Source organism: Ruegeria sp. G7 (genome assembly GCF_056535465.1).
Map to the genome: position 1 here is coordinate 1,022,990 of NZ_JBQFIL010000001.1, position 15,313 is coordinate 1,038,302.

General features: G+C 57.6%; 13 protein-coding genes and 2 tRNA genes. 8 read left to right on the top strand and 7 right to left on the bottom strand.

The features are described from left to right. Window positions 1-35: 35 nt before the first annotated feature. On the top strand, window positions 36-989 hold the full coding sequence (locus ACR3EN_RS05170; RefSeq protein WP_480824000.1) for a UDP-glucuronic acid decarboxylase family protein: 954 nt from the start codon (window positions 36-38) through the stop codon (window positions 987-989). A gap of 949 nt (window positions 990-1,938) precedes the next feature. On the opposite strand, the gene ACR3EN_RS05175 is transcribed toward ACR3EN_RS05170, so the two are convergent. Beyond that, window positions 1,939-2,014: transfer RNA gene (locus tag ACR3EN_RS05175), tRNA-Thr, on the bottom strand. A 159-nt stretch (window positions 2,015-2,173) separates the two neighbouring features. On the opposite strand from ACR3EN_RS05175, the gene ACR3EN_RS05180 reads away from it, so the two are divergent. The 4 genes from ACR3EN_RS05180 to ACR3EN_RS05195 all read left to right on the top strand — a co-directional run bounded on the left by ACR3EN_RS05180 (window position 2,174) and on the right by ACR3EN_RS05195 (window position 7,068). Beyond that, entirely contained in the window at window positions 2,174-3,367 is a 1,194-nt protein-coding gene (locus ACR3EN_RS05180) for a YcaO-like family protein (RefSeq protein WP_480823998.1), read from the top strand. Further along, window positions 3,364-4,668, top strand: coding sequence for a TfuA-like protein (locus ACR3EN_RS05185; protein ID WP_480823996.1), 1,305 nt, complete (start codon window positions 3,364-3,366; stop codon window positions 4,666-4,668). Before ACR3EN_RS05180 ends, ACR3EN_RS05185 begins: the two co-directional genes overlap by 4 nt. A 12-nt stretch (window positions 4,669-4,680) precedes the next feature. Then, window positions 4,681-5,991 carry a gluzincin family metallopeptidase gene (locus ACR3EN_RS05190; protein WP_480823994.1) on the top strand — a complete coding sequence of 437 codons (1,311 nt, stop codon included), beginning with the start codon at window positions 4,681-4,683 and terminating at the stop codon, window positions 5,989-5,991. 138 nt (window positions 5,992-6,129) lie between these two features. After that, window positions 6,130-7,068: a pentapeptide repeat-containing protein gene (locus ACR3EN_RS05195; RefSeq protein WP_480823992.1), complete on the top strand. Its 939-nt coding sequence runs from the start codon at window positions 6,130-6,132 to the stop codon at window positions 7,066-7,068. A gap of 56 nt (window positions 7,069-7,124) precedes the next feature. On the opposite strand, the gene ACR3EN_RS05200 is transcribed toward ACR3EN_RS05195, so the two are convergent. The 4 genes from ACR3EN_RS05200 to ACR3EN_RS05215 form a co-directional block, all read right to left on the bottom strand. Beyond that, on the bottom strand, window positions 7,125-8,894 hold the full coding sequence (locus tag ACR3EN_RS05200; RefSeq protein ID WP_480865507.1) for an adenylate/guanylate cyclase domain-containing protein: 1,770 nt from the start codon (window positions 8,892-8,894) through the stop codon (window positions 7,125-7,127). A 78-nt stretch (window positions 8,895-8,972) separates the two neighbouring features. Beyond that, window positions 8,973-9,608, bottom strand: coding sequence for a GNAT family N-acetyltransferase (locus tag ACR3EN_RS05205; RefSeq protein ID WP_480823988.1), 636 nt, complete (start codon window positions 9,606-9,608; stop codon window positions 8,973-8,975). A gap of 149 nt (window positions 9,609-9,757) precedes the next feature. Then, on the bottom strand, window positions 9,758-10,060 hold the full coding sequence (locus ACR3EN_RS05210; protein ID WP_480823986.1) for a lipid-A-disaccharide synthase N-terminal domain-containing protein: 303 nt from the start codon (window positions 10,058-10,060) through the stop codon (window positions 9,758-9,760). After that, window positions 10,057-10,818, bottom strand: a complete 762-nt coding sequence (locus ACR3EN_RS05215; RefSeq protein WP_480823984.1) for a glycosyltransferase family 2 protein — start codon at window positions 10,816-10,818, stop codon at window positions 10,057-10,059. Before ACR3EN_RS05215 ends, ACR3EN_RS05210 begins: the two co-directional genes overlap by 4 nt. A gap of 117 nt (window positions 10,819-10,935) precedes the next feature. Here ACR3EN_RS05215 and ACR3EN_RS05220 point away from each other — a divergent pair, with 117 nt between their 5' ends. Then, entirely contained in the window at window positions 10,936-11,181 is a 246-nt protein-coding gene (locus ACR3EN_RS05220) for a hypothetical protein (RefSeq protein WP_480918395.1), read from the top strand. Next, window positions 11,178-12,425, top strand: coding sequence for an ArnT family glycosyltransferase (locus ACR3EN_RS05225; RefSeq protein ID WP_480918396.1), 1,248 nt, complete (start codon window positions 11,178-11,180; stop codon window positions 12,423-12,425). The genes ACR3EN_RS05220 and ACR3EN_RS05225 overlap by 4 nt, the downstream gene beginning before the upstream one ends. A 28-nt stretch (window positions 12,426-12,453) precedes the next feature. Here ACR3EN_RS05225 and ACR3EN_RS05230 read toward each other — a convergent pair whose 3' ends face one another. Together ACR3EN_RS05230 and ACR3EN_RS05235 are read right to left on the bottom strand one after the other, a co-directional pair. Continuing rightward, on the bottom strand, window positions 12,454-13,941 hold the full coding sequence (locus tag ACR3EN_RS05230) for an ArnT family glycosyltransferase (RefSeq protein WP_480823980.1): 1,488 nt from the start codon (window positions 13,939-13,941) through the stop codon (window positions 12,454-12,456). A gap of 151 nt (window positions 13,942-14,092) precedes the next feature. Further along, window positions 14,093-14,169, bottom strand: a tRNA-Arg gene (locus ACR3EN_RS05235). Between the two features lie 115 nt (window positions 14,170-14,284). Here ACR3EN_RS05235 and ACR3EN_RS05240 point away from each other — a divergent pair. Further along, window positions 14,285-15,310, top strand: a complete 1,026-nt coding sequence (locus tag ACR3EN_RS05240) for a LacI family DNA-binding transcriptional regulator (RefSeq protein WP_480823952.1) — start codon at window positions 14,285-14,287, stop codon at window positions 15,308-15,310. The last annotated feature ends 3 nt before the right edge of the window (window positions 15,311-15,313 follow it).

A 15,313-nucleotide genomic window follows, 5' to 3' on the forward strand; every position in this document is an offset into this window, starting at 1 on the left:
ACAAACCTTAGATCAATGGTTAGGGAAAACAAAGAATGGCGCGACTGTACGACTCCCGCAAACGCATTTTAGTCACCGGTGGCGCAGGCTTTCTTGGGTCCCACTTGATCGATCGGTTGTTAGATCTGGGGCATGAGGTCATCTGTTTGGACAACCTTTTCACCGGCACCAAACGGAACATTGATCACTTGCATAATCATATGCGTTTTGAGTTTCTGCGGCATGACGTGACCTTCCCACTATACATTGAGGTGGACGAGATTTATAATCTCGCCTGCCCGGCTTCACCAGTGCATTACCAACACGATCCCGTACAGACGACCAAAACTTCTGTCCATGGTGCAATCAATATGCTGGGTCTCGCTAAGAGATTGAAATGCAAGATTTTTCAAGCTTCTACCAGCGAAGTTTATGGCGACCCAAATGTTCATCCTCAATCGGAAGACTATTGGGGTAATGTGAATCCAATTGGAACGCGGTCATGCTATGATGAAGGTAAGAGATGCGCTGAGACTCTTTTTTTCGACTACCATCGCCAACATGGCGTCGAGGTTAAAATCGCCCGGATATTCAATACCTATGGCCCAAGGATGCACCATGCGGACGGAAGAGTGGTTTCGAACTTTATTGTACAGGCCCTGGCGAATAAGCCGATAACGATATATGGCGACGGCAGCCAAACCCGAGCGTTTTGCTATGTCGACGACCTGATATCAGGCTTTTTAGCGTTGATGAACTCAGATGAATCAGTCACGGGACCGATCAACCTCGGCAACCCGGTCGAGTTCTCAATAAGAGAATTGGCAAACAAGGTAATTGAGATGACTGGGTCAACGTCTGAATTGGTTTTCAAAGATCTCCCTTCTGACGACCCCAAGCAACGTCGACCAGACACCACCAAAGCCAAGAACTCTCTCAACTGGGAGCCAACAATCGCGTTGGACGAAGGCCTTGCCAAAACCATCTCCTACTTCCAGACCTTCGCCTAGATCATTCTCGGGGATAGGACACATGATGAGTAAATGCAGAGCACTGCGGGTGCAGCGGAAGACAAATGCAATCTTAGGGACAGGATACATTGATCTTCGGTTCGCTGCTTGCTTAGAGGCTTCAAAGACCGAGCGCTGACATGAGCGAACTTTGTTGGCAAACCGACGAACATATGGCCAAGCTCATCCCATCTTTTCCGAAGCCGCACGGCGAGCCCTGGGTTGTCGAACAACGGGTGTTGAGTGGAATTGTCTTCTTCGATCGCAATGGTTTTCGCTGGCGATATGTACCCTAGGAATACGGCCCTCACTGTCGAAGGGGACCGCGACCCCAGTAGCGCCGCGCGAGCCCCAAAAACTCGATAACCGGCGGATGCGTAAGAGCGAGACAGGCATCTTCGCGCGGGTCATGGTCGACCTGGCGGATCTGTTCATATTTCGAGGGTCCAGCGTTTAGAAATTCAAACTACGGGTCGGAATTTGTATCTCAGGCTGTCCAATACTGGATCACTGGCGTCGGCGACCAGTCGGCATACATCGAGCCTGACAGACGTTAGGAAAAAGGATACTTGAAGGCTTCGATTGCAGTTTCCTGTTGAGTGCAGAACGAGTTATTTTCTTATCAAGATCAATGTATTACAATTGAGATGTCGTGAGCGCTGTGGCGCGTAACCCACTGGTAAAAGTACAAGCCACCATGGCGTGGTCAGGGCGTTCCGCAGTGTTGCGATCGGGCATTTTCTCCCGCACTTTTTTCGCATGTTCGATCGTCAGATAGTCACGAGGCAGGGTTTTTGGCACGCAACACCTTGGGAAGCTCTAGACAGATCAGGATGTTCTGGCTCATCCGATACGCTTAAGTATTGCCGCCGGTGCATGGCACGCTAAGTAGTCTACCCTTGGCGGGCACTTGGAGCGCGACCTCTTGAAAAACATTTCTTCTGAAAAATGGTGCCTCAAGAGGGACTCGAACCCCCGACCTTGTCCTTACGAAGGACCTGCTCTACCAGCTGAGCTATTGAGGCATGCGACAGACCGTTTAGCCGCAGGTTGCGACCCTTGCAAGGGGCAGATCACAAAGGGGCCATGGTTGACCGCTCGCCATTCCTCTACCATCCTGCACCAAAGCTCAGCAGAACCTGCGGGTTCAGTTTGATTATCAGTTATTTGACAAGGTCATTTGAATGTCCGGGATTTCGCAGAAGACCTATGTGCTGGATACCCATCGCCTGCGCGATCCGGAACAGACCCTTGCGATCGTGGAACCCTTCCTGAAACAGATGGGGATCACGCGGATCGCCAATCTGACGGGATTGGATCGTATTGGATTGCCGACGGTGATGGTCACGCGACCCAACTCGCGCTCGGTTGCCGTGTCGCTGGGCAAGGGGCTGTCGCTGAGCGCGGCGCGGGCCTCGGGCGTGATGGAAGCCGTCGAATCGTGGCATGCCGAACGGATCGAACTGCCATTGCGGCTTTGCGGCTATTCCGACCTGGCGCATGATCACGTTGTGAATGTCGACCGCCTGCCCCGCGTGACGGGCGGGCAGTTTGAGCCGCATAGGGCGATGCTCTGGGTGCAGGGCCGTGATCTGAACGCAGACGCCGCCTGCTGGGTGCCATATGAGATGGTGGATACGGATTACACGGCCTCTCCGGTTGCCGGGCACCGGGCGTTTCCGCGCACGACGAATGGTCTTGCTTCGGGCAATGATGCGGTTGAGGCCAGTTGCCACGCGATTTGCGAGTTGATCGAGCGGGATGCGACAACACTATGGCATCATCGGGGTACAACCCCGCGCGTTGATCCTAAGACGGTCGATGATCGGCGGTGCCGTCAGGCCATGGATCAGATCGCGGCAGCAGGGCTTGATCTGGGGATCTGGGATACGACTTCGGATATCGGCATCGCCAGTTTTCGCTGTGTGATTTGCGAGGGCGGAGAGGCCAATGGCCATATCGGCATCGGTGATGGTTGTCATCCCGACCGCGCGATTGCGCTGCTGCGCGCGCTGACCGAGGCGGCACAGACAAGGCTGACCTATATCTCGGGCGCACGGGATGATCTGGACCCCGAGGAGTTCTCGGACGAGGCCCGCACATGGCGCAGCCGCTACATTCGTGAGTTGATCGATGGCGCAGCAGCGACGCAACGGTTCACCGACTGTCCGTCGCATGTCACCGGGTCATTCACCGAAGACCTCGACCTGCTGCTGGCCCGGCTGTCGGCGGCCGGGATGGATCAGGTGGTGACGGTCGACCTGTCCCGGCCCGAGATCGACATTGCCGTTATCCGCGCCGTCATTCCGGGGCTGGAGGCCCCGCATGATGACCCCGACTATGTTGCCGGCCCTCGGGCCCGGGCGGTGACGGGATGAGCGTGGTTGTCTTCGTCGGACCCACGTTGCGGGCAGAGACCGTCCAAGAGCATCTGGACGCCACCATCCTGCCCCCGGCCCAGCAAGGCGATGTGTACCGCGTGGCGCGCGACGGGCCTCGGGCGATTGGGATCATCGATGGGTATTTCGACGGGGTGCCCTCGGTCTGGCACAAGGAAATCCTGTGGGCGCTCGAACAAGGCATCCCGGTATTTGGTAGCGCCAGCATGGGTGCGTTGCGCGCCGCGGAACTGGCCGATTTCGGGATGATCGGCGTCGGGCAGGTGTTTCAGGATTATCTGAACGGCACAATAACAGATGATGACGAAGTGGCGGTTCTGCATGGCCCCGCCGAACTTGGTTTCATGCCGCTGAGCGAGCCGATGGTCTCGATCCGCGCGACGCTGGCGAAGGCGCAGGCGGCCAAGGTTCTATCAGATACCGATGCGCTGACATTGCTGGATGCGGCGAAGGCGCTGCACTATCGGGACCGCGTTTGGGACACGGTCATTGCAACAGCAGACACCGCCACGGGTCTGGAAGATTTTCAAAATTGGCTGCCCGCCGGGCAGGTCGATGCCAAGGGTGACGACGCCCGACAGATGCTTGGGCAGATGGCGCAATATCTGGCCGCCGACACTGGGGCCGCCGCACCGCCGCGCGTGGAACGGACCCTGGCCTGGCGTGACCTGCAGGCACGGGTCGATGCCGAACCCAGCCCGCACGATACCGACGCACGTGCATTGGTAGACGAGTTGCGGCTGCAGCCCGAGCTTTTTACCCGGTTACGCGACCGTGCAGCGCTGCACCTGTTGGCGCGCGATGAAGCGCAGCGGATGGATCACCAGCCGGATCGCGACACCTTGCGAAAACTCATGACCGCACACCGTCTCGGGGGCCGGCTGACGCGCCACGCTGATCTGATGGAATGGCTGCAGGACAATGACCTGACCCTTGCGCAATACGAGACGCTGCTGGTCGACCGCGCCCATACCGAAGCGGCCATAGCTGCACGCGCGGAAGATCTGGACGCGGCCCTTCTGGCCGAACTGCGCCACGACGGCCATTACGGCGCACTGCGCGACCGGGCGCAGCGCAAAGCGGACCAGGTCGCCGGGCTGGATCGGGGAAACAGAACCCAGTCGCTGATCTGGTATTTTGAAACACGTCTTGACCAAGCGGTACCGGATGATCTTGAATCCCATGCAATCGCGCTGGGACTTTCAGGGCGCGACGCGTTTCTTGATCTGATTGAAGCCGAATTCATGTTTTGCCACGCCGAAGGTGAACCGGGACAATAACGGGAGGGGACATTGACGATCTGGCCCGACTACTCGGAAAGTGAAACTCCGGGCACGCGGTTCCTACTGTATCCGCAATCACCCTATTTAGAGCCGAATTCCAAGCCCGAACTGGTCGAGATCTCGGCCCCGCAGGGTACGATCGGGCCCGGTCCTTCGGGGCCGCGCATGTATGCGATGTATCCGATCGACAAGACAATCCCTTATGGCGCGATGATCGAGGGCGAGGACGGCCCCGAGATGTATCTGCCCGCCTGGGATGGCTATATCCTGCCGCCACCCGAACCTGATGAGTTCGGCAATTTCATCCATATCGATCCCGACGATCCGGCCTTTGAAGCGGCCCATCTGTTTGGCGCGGCGCATTTCACCATGGATGTGTGGGAGGGGTATTTCGGCCGTTCGATCCCCTGGCACTTCGCGCGTGATTTCGACCGGCTGGAACTGTCGCTGCTGCCCGGTCTCGACAATGCGCATATCGGCTGGGGGTTTCTGGAAACCGGCGGCACCCGCGAGCATGGGGACGAATACCGCCCCTATAGCCTGAACTTTGACGTGGTCGCGCATGAGATCGGACATGCGATCATCTACAGCGTCATCGGCCTTCCGTCCGAAGAGGATGCGACGGGTGAATATTACGGCTTTCATGAATCTGCCGCGGATATGGTGGCGCTGCTGGCCTCGCTGCATTTCGGCTCGGTCGTGGATGAGGTGCTGAAGAACACCCGCGGCAATCTTTACACCTATAACCGCCTCAGCCGTTTTGCCGAACTGTCGCAGAACGCGCAGATCCGTATCGCCGCCAATGACCGGACGCTCTCGGAGTTCTCACATGGCTGGTCCAGCGAACATGCCCTGTCAGAACCCCTGACCGGCGCGATGTTCGATATTCTGGTGGATATCTACCACGAACGGCTGGTCGCCCATGACGTCATCAATCCGGAAATGGAGGAGCTGTCAGACGAGTTGGAAGGCAGCGATGAATACAACGCCATCATGCAGGACCTGTTCGACGAAGCCTACGCCGCCGATCCCGAAGGCTTCCGCGTGGCGCTGATCGAGGCGCGGGATTTGCTGGGCTCTTATCTTGCTGATGCGTGGGAAAAGCTCGACCCCGACATGCTGAGTTACTTCGGCGTAGAGCGCGCGCTGGTCATGGTTGACCACGAAATCACCGGCGGTGCGTTCCGCCAGATCATCGAAGGCAACTTCCGCATGCGCGACATCGGATTGACGCGACCCGGCCCGCGCCTGACAAAACCGGGCGGGTCCAGCCACGCCGCATCCGTCCGCACCTTGTCGCCCGATCCGAAGGAACCTTAAAGTCTTTGTTTTTGCCCCGGTTTTATGGCAACTTATGCGCACGGGGTGATAATTTTGACAATCGAGGCGCGGTTAAACGCGCAAACCGGGACAGGCGAGGTCAAAGGCCCTGCCAACCCCCGATAGGGAGAAAGTGATATGTCTGAGTCCTTACTCAGTTTTTCCGAGGTATTATTGTTTGGGCGAGAGTTAAGCGATCTTAAACTGCGACAGAAATCGGTTCGTCTGGCAATTGAGGTGGCGACGGATTTTGATTTCTCGGCAGAGGTCACCAAGATCGATGGTGTGACCGTCCGGGAAGACGACCGGATTCTTGTGCAAGTTGGCGACAACGCGAACAACAAATCCGGAATCTACAAGATCGTCAAAGACGCAAATGATGACGACAAACTGAAATTGGACAAACGTAAGAAAGTCTCGTTTGAGTCATATGTCTACGTGCGTCGGGGCCGCGTTTTCAAGCACACGTTCTGGCAGCAGACTGCGAACAGCCACAGCAAGCAACTGTTCATCGAACAGGATGATCGCAGAAAGGGTCGTGGCGTCAACAACTTCATCGGGGACCAGTTCGGAGGCGATGCCCGGCTGGCCCGAATTTATGGCTTCGCGTATGACGGCACTTATTACGAGATGCCGGAACCCACGATTTTCCTTGTCCATGGGGCCGGTGACAGCGCTACGGGTGGCAACCTGCCTTATGGATTCAATCTGCAAGCCGAGCCTGCAGATCCGGGAGACAAGCTTCCTGACACCACTCGGCAGACCGCACGCGCACCGATGAACCCGTCAGTCTCGGGTGTTGCGGCTGCGGATTACCAGATGGCCAATGATATTCGGGTTTGGAACTACGATCAGGCCGATTACACCATCCGGATGGACATCGCTGCAGGTCAGATAGAAGAAGTGCTTCTGGACGTTTATTTCGAATATGACGCACCGATGATGTCGGGGGCCAAGGTCAGCGGCGCCAAGGTCAGCGGTGCGAAAGTCTCTGGAGCCAAAGTCAGCGGCGCCAAGGTCAGCGGTGCCAAAGTCAGCGGAGCAAAGGTCTCTGGGGCCAAAGCGCGGGGCGAGTAACCTCGCATCGAACCAAACAAAAAGGGGCGCGGGGATCACGCGCCCTTTATTGTCGTTTAGAACCCGGCTTTCTTGAGGCCTTCGACAAAATGCTGGGTGTCATCCTCAAGCCGGTCAGGCAGAACCTTCGCCCAGCGCGACAATGAGAAATTGGGATGCGCCGCGCGATGCTTTTCGGCAATCTGGCGGGCCATGTCCATATTGCCCAACTGTGCGTGGCTGGCGGCCAGCATACGCTGCCCTTCGGTTGGGTTGTTCATCTTGTTGACCGAGCTGATGACATCATCATAGCGCTTGAGGTTGTAATAGGCCCCACCCAGATGCCACAGATACTGATCCGGGAAATACGGGTTCAACCGCATCGCCTGCTGCAGATGCTGGATCGCCGTTTCATTGTCACCGGAATGGGCCAGCGCATCAGCATAGTCCGAATGCATATCCGCATCATTGGGGTTAAGCTGAAGCGCACGCTTGTAGGATTCAATGGCCGCATCATGTTCTTTGCGGTACAGCTGAACATAGCCCAGCTCTCCGAACCCGCGGGCATCGGTCGGGTCCAGCTCAACCGCGCGCAGCGCAAGCATCAGGGCCTTGTCCAGCGCGCTGTTCGGGTCCTCGGTCCAGGAATAACGCCAGTCGATATTGAGCGTTCGCGACAGCGCCGCCGCCGCGCGGGCATAACCACCATCCCGCTCCAGCGCCGATTCATAACAGTGCTGCGCCTTGCGATTGTCATTGCGGGTGTATTTGAAAATGTGATGCTGACCCTGCAGCACCGAGCCATAAGCCTGCAGGTCAGATGGTACCGTCTGCACCATGCGCTGCTTTTCATGCGACTCGATCATCACTGCCATGGCCGCAACGATGCATTCGGTCACATCATCCAGAATGTCGAAGATATCATCCAGCTTACGGTCGAACCGCTCGCCCCAGATGGTGCGCTCGGTATTGGCGTCCAGCAGTTCGGCGGTGACACGAATGCGGCTTGAGGATCGGCGCACGCTGCCGCGCGCCACATAGCGCACGTTCAGCCGGCGGGCCGCCTCGTGCGGAGACATGGATTGCGTCTTGAAAAAGAAGGAGGAGTTACGCGCGATGACAAACAAGTTCCGAAACTTGGACAAGTTCATGATGATGTCATCGGTCAGCCCTTCGGCGACCCAACTGTCATCCTCGCCACCGCCCTGACTGACAAAAGGCAACACCGCGACCGAGGGGATGTCGGGTCGTTCCAGAACCTCAAGCTGCATCTCGGGGCGCAATGTTGCAGCCATCGTCGCGCCCTCGACCTCGCTGCGCACACAATAGGTCGCCACCGGCGACATGATGTTCTTAAGCTGCTTGGGCCCGAGAAACTCGTAGCCATAGCGCAGGCGATTGCGAATTTGTTCGTAGACTGCCGCGCTGACATAAACGCGCTCAGGTTCCGCAATTTCCTGCAAGCGGGCCGCGATGTTGACGTTATCACCGTGGATGCCGCGCTCATCCTGCAGCACCTCACCCATATGGACACCTGCGCGGAACTTGATTTGATCACGCGCCGACCGGGTTTGGTTGTGCTGTGCTGCGATCCGATGCAGTTCAACACTGAATTCAACCGCACTGGTCGCCGTTTCAAAAAGCGCCAGAATGCCGTCGCCGCGCACCTCGATAACTCGCCCATGATAGTTCTGGCAAATCACCTCAAGCTGAGACAGCAAAGATTTCAACGCGTTATACGTATCCATCTCGTTCTCGCTCATCAAACGAGCATAGCCGACCACATCGGCAAACAGCACAGCGCCAAGCCTTTGTCTGATTGATGGGTCCGAACCGGGTATGCTCACTGATAATACTCGAATGGGTTGTCTCGTCGAAGCCGACGGAGATGTTGTAGCAAAATCTACCTCAAAATGCGTGCGAATTCAGCCTTTGTGATCTTTTGGAGGCGGCCAGCTCCATTCAGGTGCGTTAAAACTGACCACTGTATCCGGGCCAAGCTTTTGGGCCAGTTCCTGTCGCTGCGTCGCCCAATCCTGCTGTAACATACCAACCACCACCATGTCGTGAAACTGCCCGTCCGCAAACCAGGCCTGCCGCATCGTGCCCTCGATCTGGCATCCGACCTGGCTGATCAGATCCCGGCTGCTATGGTTGTCGGCGCGGTAATACGAGGTGATCCGGTTCAGCCCAAGCTGCCGAAACGCAAAATCCAGCAACAGCGCAATGGAACGGACCGCGACCCCATGCCGGCGCACCGATTTGTCGATAAACACCGGGATTACCGCATCGCGATTGACTTGCGACATCGCCTCGAGCCCGATCATGCCCACAGAGTCGCCACCGTCGGATTCGATGATGAACCAGCATTTGCCGCAATCGCGCGAAGTGCACAGCGCGTCCTCCCATATCTGTTCGGTCTGCTGCAGATTCAGCGGAATACGCGAGGTTCGGTCAAACAGCGCAAGGTCACGCACATCCTGAAACCAGTGCGTAACCGTTTCAAGATCCGCTTTTTCCAACGGGCGCAGCCGGAATAACCGGGGTGAAGGATCTGACAAAGGCGAAGCCTCCGAATACAAATGTAAAAATCTATTCGCGCGATCCTAGCACAAATGATTCGAAAACAAGAAACGTCTTGTTCACACAAGGATTCAGATAGGCCGAGACCCGCTGAGCAACGCCGCGTCGTTCGGGGTGTCCGCGCGGATCAGGATCGCTTTTCTGCGCGGATCAGGAAGATGTTGCGCAGATAGATCGACAGGCCCATCGACTGCCCGAGGATAAAGACCGGATCGCGGCGGTAGATCGCATAGCTTAGCAGGACAAGCCCACCGCCGATGGACAGATACCAGAATGCCATCGGGATAACCGATTTCTTGGCCCGTTCCGAAGTGATCCACTGCACGATGAAACGCGCGCTGAACATCAGCTGGCCGCCCAGACCGATGCAAACCCACAGCGCCTCGGTCGGGCTGTCCACATGCAGGATTTTGAGAATCGTTTCTATCACGAGCGGCTCGCTTCTTTTGCCGAGACGGATTTGGCACGGCGCATCAGCCAGACAACGCCGAACAGGTCCCAGATGCCGACCATCGCGCGGCCGAAATTGGTGTATTTGGATTGCCCCGACAGGCGCTGCTGATGTGCCACGTCAACCAGCGCGATCTGCCAGCCATAAGCTTTGAACAGGGCAGGCAGATACCGGTGCATATGATCGAAATAGGGCAGGTTCAGAAAGGCTTGCCTGCGGAACCCTTTGAACCCGCAGCCCGTATCGCGGGTCCCGTCCTTCAGCATCCAACCACGCAGCGCATTCGCCGCGCGCGAGGCCAGTTTCTTGGACATTGTATCTTTGCGTCCCAGCCGCTGTCCGGCCACAAGCCCGATCGCGCCACTGTCATCCGCCAACAGCGGTGCCCAGATCTTGGGCAGCTCTTCCGGTGGGTTCTGGCCATCCCCATCAAGCGTGCAGCAGATATCAGCCTTCGCGGCCTGAACCCCGGAATGCACCGCAGCACTTTGCCCCCCGGCGGGTGCATGCTGCAGGATGCGCAATTGCGGGCAAGTCTGCTGAAACGCCTGCAGCGCCGCAAAGGTTCCATCGGTCGAGCCATCATCCACCGCGACAATTTCAAACCCGTCCAGATCCGCTGCTGCATCACAAATGCCCTGCAGCAAATCTGCGACGGCACCTTCCTCATTGTGCATGGGGATCACGACCGACACGGCGGGTCGGTCATCGGATTGGGGCTGGGTCTCAGTTGGCATAACGGAAAAATGATCTCGATTCAGTCATCACGGCTTGTGATTGATCAGGCGCTTAAATTCAAGTAGCCAGTCCGCCGCAAAGCAGGTTTCAGCGCAACAAATCGAAAGGCTGCCCCGGTGAGCGACAAATCGGCATCAGATCGTATTCTGAACCACCCTTGGGCGCCTTACGTTGTGACGGGTACCGTCATCGCGATATTGTGGTGCTGGTACATGATCGGGCTGGGGCAGGATGGGCTGTCCAAGATCGATGAGTTCTTCACTTATGACCGCAGCCTCGGCTTTGCACGCAACAACGACTGGTTCACCGTTTTCTCTCAGAACGAACCCAGCCTGAAAAACCACCCCTGCAATACTGGATGACGGCCGGCATGATCGAGATGGGCTGGTCGCATATGACTGCCCTGCATCTGCCTTCGATGTTGTTCGCGCTGGGCACGCTGATCGCAACCGCTTGGCTGGCGCGCGTCATGCTGCCGGATGAGCCCTGGTTGATGCTGCCCGCGGTCCTTCTGGTCGCCAGCTCCAAGAATTTCTGGAGCCACGCCACATCCGCAATGCTGGACAATGGCGCGATGTTCTTTTCCACCTTGGGCGTCGCGACAATGCTGGCCGCCTTTGAGCGCCCCCGCCTATGGCCCTGGTTTACCGTAGTCGTTTTTCTGGCCGGAATGCAGAAAAGCCCGACACCACTGGTCTTTCTGGCGCTTGCGCTGCTGACGCTGATCCTGACGCAACGCTGGCAGGACCGCCCCACAAGCGAAATCTGGAAGAACCGGACATTCCTGTGGTCTATGGCCGCCTGTGTGCTGCTGGCCTTCCTCTGGCCCCTGTTCCAGTACGTGCGGTTCGGCTTCGGGGCCGAGTTTCAGGGCAGCGTGCGCACCGAAATGCTGGACCGTTTCGCGCCCAGCGTTTCAGATCGCAGCCTGAAAAAACTCTCCGAGATCATTCTGGGCAATGCACCCGGATTGCGGCTGGTCGGCTTGATTGGCTTGTTCTTCATTCCATTCAAATTCGGGCGCCCCCGCCTGCTGGCAACCACCGGCATCGCGGTGTTTTTCTTTCTCGCAATGTGGATGGCCTCGGGCAGCGTCTATGACCGGTATACGCTGTTGATCCTGCCCATGCTGATGGTCGGGGCTGCTGGCGCGATCATGTTGATCTCGAAACGGCTCTGGGTGCGCGCATTGCTGGTAGCCGTTCTGTGCCTGTCAGAAGAAGGGCCTTTAAAGCGTTCGTCCGCCTACAGCGACCCCACAACCGCCGAACAATTCGGCATTGACCTGCAAGACTTGTTCGTGCCCCTGCAAACCCTAGTTCAACCTGATGAAACGCTGGTGATCTGCGGCTTCGACAACCGACGCCGCATGCCCTTGGGTGCCGCGTCGGTCTATGCCTCACCGGACCGACCCTTCGTCTATATGCGGCGCGCCGATTTGCGCCGCTATCTTGAGCGCTTTGGCTACACAAACGGCCCGCTGCGTGGGGTCTGCCGCGCTAAAGAACTGAATCAGTTCGCAAGCGACCTGACCGGTGTCGAACGACAACCGGTCGATGGCACGGAGTTCGTATACTGGACAGCCGAGGGGCTGGCCGAAGACTAGACCCAGGGCGCAGCATGCACAGCGCTCTTTAGTTGCCGGCGCTTCGATGTGCCGAAGCGGTCCAATACACGAACCCTGCCACGGGTGAAGGGGTCGTTCTGAGCGTGATCAGCTCTGGGGCAATCCGCGCCAATTCCTCGGTGTGGCAGAACCCGCGCAAGGGACGGTCAGAAAGTCCACTCTTTCGCAGCTCTGACGCAAGCTCCATCCGCGACAGATAGACAAATCGCTGCCCGTTTGATGCATAGGCGGAGGCCGCTCCGGGCGGCACCCTGGGCCGCGATTTGTCGAGACCGCATATAACCAACGCTTCGTCCGGCTTCAGCGCATGACCGAGCGGCTTCAGAACATCGGACATCGGCATTTCAAAGCGATAGTTACTTGTTCCGGGTTGGATTCTTGAACGATCTTTGAACGGGCCTCCGGACACAAAAGCCAATGCCAGCAAAGCGCAAATCGCTATCCACCGAAAACGGCCAAGTGAGGCGGCAAAACCTGCAGCGCCGACCATCAGAAGCGGAAGAATCAGCAGTGTATAGCGCGCATAAACGCGCCCCGACGCCGCCCACATCATCACTACAAAGAACACAGCGATGCCCGTGGCGGCGAACAATCGCGGTTGCTTCCGGATGAACGGCAGCGCGCAGATGCCCAGAAACCCGGCGGCGCGTAGCCAAATCTCGTTGCCAAAGATCAAACCGGACATTCCGGCGAGATCGCGTGCCGAAATCGAGGGCGCAAACCGGTCAATCATCTGCCGCTTGACGCTACCATCCAGCGATCCTTCGAACGCGAACCGTATCTCCTGCGCGATCGGCCAGGCAAAGGACAAAAGAAGCGAGATCAGTATCGTTTTCCGGAATCGTGTGTCACGCCAGATCTCCTTTGGCGGCGTAGTCTGCCATTGACGCGTAAGGACCAGCGCCAGCATCGCAAGCGCCAGAAAGGCCAGTGGTGTCGGGCTTTTTTGCAAGGCCGCCAGCACAGCCACGATGCCAAAAAGAGGCCAGTATCTGGGGCGTTCGAACGCCGCAAACATCGCGGCAAATCCCAGCGTGGTAAAGAACGCAGCCCCCGCGTCCAGCATAGCCGAACTGGCATAGCGCCAGAATTCCAGAGAACTTGCCAGCAGCAGAACCGACAGCGGCATGGCCAGCGGCAACTCCGGCAACATGACACGCGTAAGGCATGCTGTAGCGATCAGTGCGCCCAGCGCAAAGACGATGGACGGCAATCGCAAGGCCAGCATATCCGAAACACCAGCCTCGATCAGCAGACCCGACATCCAGTATTGCAGCGGCGGTTTCTTCAGGCTGGGTTCATTGTTGGAGTACACCGCCAGCCAGTCACCGTTGCGCGCAAATCCAGTGCTGCGGTCATAGGTATAGAATTCATCAAAGCGCCAAATATGACCGGCACCAAGATCGACTAGATACCACGCCCAAATCGCGCAGATGAGAATAGCCGTGGCATAATAGAAAAAGCGCGGCGGCACATTGTGAACTGATGGAAGCATGTCAATTCAACTTTTGGGTCCAGAGAAAAATCGCCTCCAAACAACCTGAGGTCGGGACGCGTCAATGCTCGGCTCTGTATTCGGGAACAGGTGGCTCTTCAACTTATGCCTACATTCAATGATTTGATCTCTGGCAATCCCGCCACACCACTGGCGACCCCGGCAGGATTCGAACCTGCAACCTGCCCCTTAGGAGGGGGCTGCTCTATCCAGTTGAGCCACGGGGCCGCGCATCGTCTTCTCTAGCCGGGATTTTTCGGCTTGTCATCGGCTTTGCACAGGTGTTGAACAGATTGCCCTGTTCACGCTACCATCGCGGAAACAAACTATGCAGGTATCCCCGGTGACAACAGAAACTAAACGCCCGCTTACCCTTCGTGATGTGTCAGAAGCGTCCGGAGTGTCGGAAATGACGGTCAGCCGGGTGCTGCGCAATCGCGGGGATGTCTCGGACGCGACAAGGACCCGTGTTCTGGCGGCCGCAAAAGAGCTGGGATATGTACCCAATAAGATCGCCGGCGCGCTGGCGTCCAGCCGGGTGAACCTTGTGGCGGTGATCATCCCTTCGCTGTCAAACATGGTCTTCCCCGAGGTGCTGACCGGTATCAATCAGGTGCTTGAGGATACCGAGTTGCAGCCGGTGGTTGGCGTCACCGACTATCTGCCCGAGAAAGAGGAGAAAGTGCTGTACGAGATGCTCTCGTGGCGGCCTTCGGGTGTGATCATTGCCGGGCTGGAACACACCGAGGCGGCGCGCGCCATGCTGGATTCAGCCGGTATTCCGGTGGTCGAGATCATGGATACCGACGGCAAACCTGTGGACGCGATGGTGGGCATCTCGCACCGCCGCGCCGGGCGCGAGATGGCGCAGGCGATCCTGAAGGCCGGTTATGAACATATCGGGTTCATGGGCACCAAGATGCCGCTGGATCACCGCGCCCGCAAACGGTTCGAAGGCTTCACCGAGGTGCTGGGCAAGCACGGGGTCGAGATCGAGGATCGTGAATTTTACTCGGGCGGCTCGGCGCTTGCCAAAGGGCGCGAGATGACGCAGGCGATGCTGGAACGCTCGCCTGAACTTGATTTTCTGTATTATTCCAATGATATGATCGGCGCAGGTGGTCTGCTGTATTTGCTGGATCAGGGCATCGATGTGCCAGGTCAGATCGGTCTGGCCGGATTCAACAATGTAGAACTTCTGCAGGGGTTGCCGCGCAAGCTGGCCACGATGGACGCCTGTCGGACCGAGATTGGACAGACCGCAGCGCAGATCATCGCCGCACAACTGGCCGACCCGGACTCAGATGTTGAGACCCGCGTCACACTGACCCCCAAGATCAGCTATGGCGATACGCTGAAACGGCGCTGACGC

Bases quoted from the DNA above. Each gene is read 5' to 3' on its own strand.
- ACR3EN_RS05170 (WP_480824000.1), top strand. From the start codon at position 36: ATGGCGCGACTGTACGACTCCCGCAAACGCATTTTAGTCACCGGTGGC.
- ACR3EN_RS05180 (WP_480823998.1), top strand. From the start codon at position 2,174: ATGTCCGGGATTTCGCAGAAGACCTATGTGCTGGATACCCATCGCCTG.
- ACR3EN_RS05185 (WP_480823996.1), top strand. From the start codon at position 3,364: ATGAGCGTGGTTGTCTTCGTCGGACCCACGTTGCGGGCAGAGACCGTC.
- ACR3EN_RS05195 (WP_480823992.1), top strand. From the start codon at position 6,130: ATGTCTGAGTCCTTACTCAGTTTTTCCGAGGTATTATTGTTTGGGCGA.
- ACR3EN_RS05215 (WP_480823984.1), bottom strand. From the start codon at position 10,818: ATGCCAACTGAGACCCAGCCCCAATCCGATGACCGACCCGCCGTGTCG.
- ACR3EN_RS05225 (WP_480918396.1), top strand. From the start codon at position 11,178: ATGACGGCCGGCATGATCGAGATGGGCTGGTCGCATATGACTGCCCTG.
- ACR3EN_RS05230 (WP_480823980.1), bottom strand. From the start codon at position 13,941: ATGCTTCCATCAGTTCACAATGTGCCGCCGCGCTTTTTCTATTATGCC.